Raw genomic sequence first — 872 nt, 5'->3', positions numbered from 1 at the left:
TTCGTTTTCAGCTTCAGCTTTATTCGTGTTAATTTGGTTTTCAACATATTAATCGGCAGAACCTTTTACAACAACGCTTAGTAGGGGACGATGTACCATGCAAAAAGTTGGGGATAACCGGAAACTTCGCCGCTGTGGCCCAAGGCTTCACGGTCTTCGTTGGCGGCCATATCTTCATCAAGTGTCATAACACTGTTGTACTCTCGGTTGTAGACGAAGAACATGACGTCGCTTTCGTACATGGAGGGCTCAAGGTACCAGTGGTGTTTGAAGGTGTCAGCGGTGCTATCACCGTAGATGATACGGTCATCACTAGAACCTTTCGTGTTATCGAGCTTCAGGTACTGTTTGTCCTCGGTGGACATGATCTTGAAGTATACTCTGTTGTTTTCCAACACGGGGGTAAACTTCCAGGAGACTTTCTTGCTGGTTTTGTCTTTGGAGTCACCGAATGCAATTTTGTTGTGGTTTTGTTGGTCGATCAACTTGAGGGCGTGATGGTCCCTTTTGTTTATGAGCTTGACAGTCTGCTCGGTGAAGATCACTCTAAACTGGATGGGGAAGTAAGATTTGACGATTTCCTTTCCATCCTTTGTCCATAACTGGTAGGCGAAGTCCATGGTGTTCCTCTTGCCGTTTTCGATCAGACGCTTCACGGCTTCCTTGATAACCTCTCCCTTCTTTTCCTTCAGATATTCAGAGCATTTGGCGATAGCGGTCTCGTATTCACCAATGACGACACTCATATACAGCTGCTCTGCCAGTACGTCATCAGTTCTTGGTGCAAGTGTGGCGTTAGAAGCCAGCGCACACACGGCGAGGACGAAGGCAAACAAAGTCAGTCTCATCTTGGCGCAGTGGTTATCTTTGAA

Annotated in this window: 1 protein-coding gene; it reads right to left on the bottom strand. The window is 46.7% G+C overall.

All coding sequences use genetic code 11. From position 1 onward, the window contains the following. Positions 1 to 77: 77 nt before the first annotated feature. Positions 78 to 872, bottom strand: a 795-nt coding sequence (locus F0L46_RS27735) for a hypothetical protein (protein WP_149822409.1), incomplete at its 5' end; no start/stop codon positions are given.

Origin of the sequence: Salinarimonas soli (assembly GCF_008386575.1) — a bacterium.
GTDB classification, from domain to species: domain Bacteria; phylum Pseudomonadota; class Alphaproteobacteria; order Rhizobiales; family Beijerinckiaceae; genus Salinarimonas_A; species Salinarimonas_A soli.
This window is presented reverse-complemented; position numbering and strand designations above follow the sequence as displayed.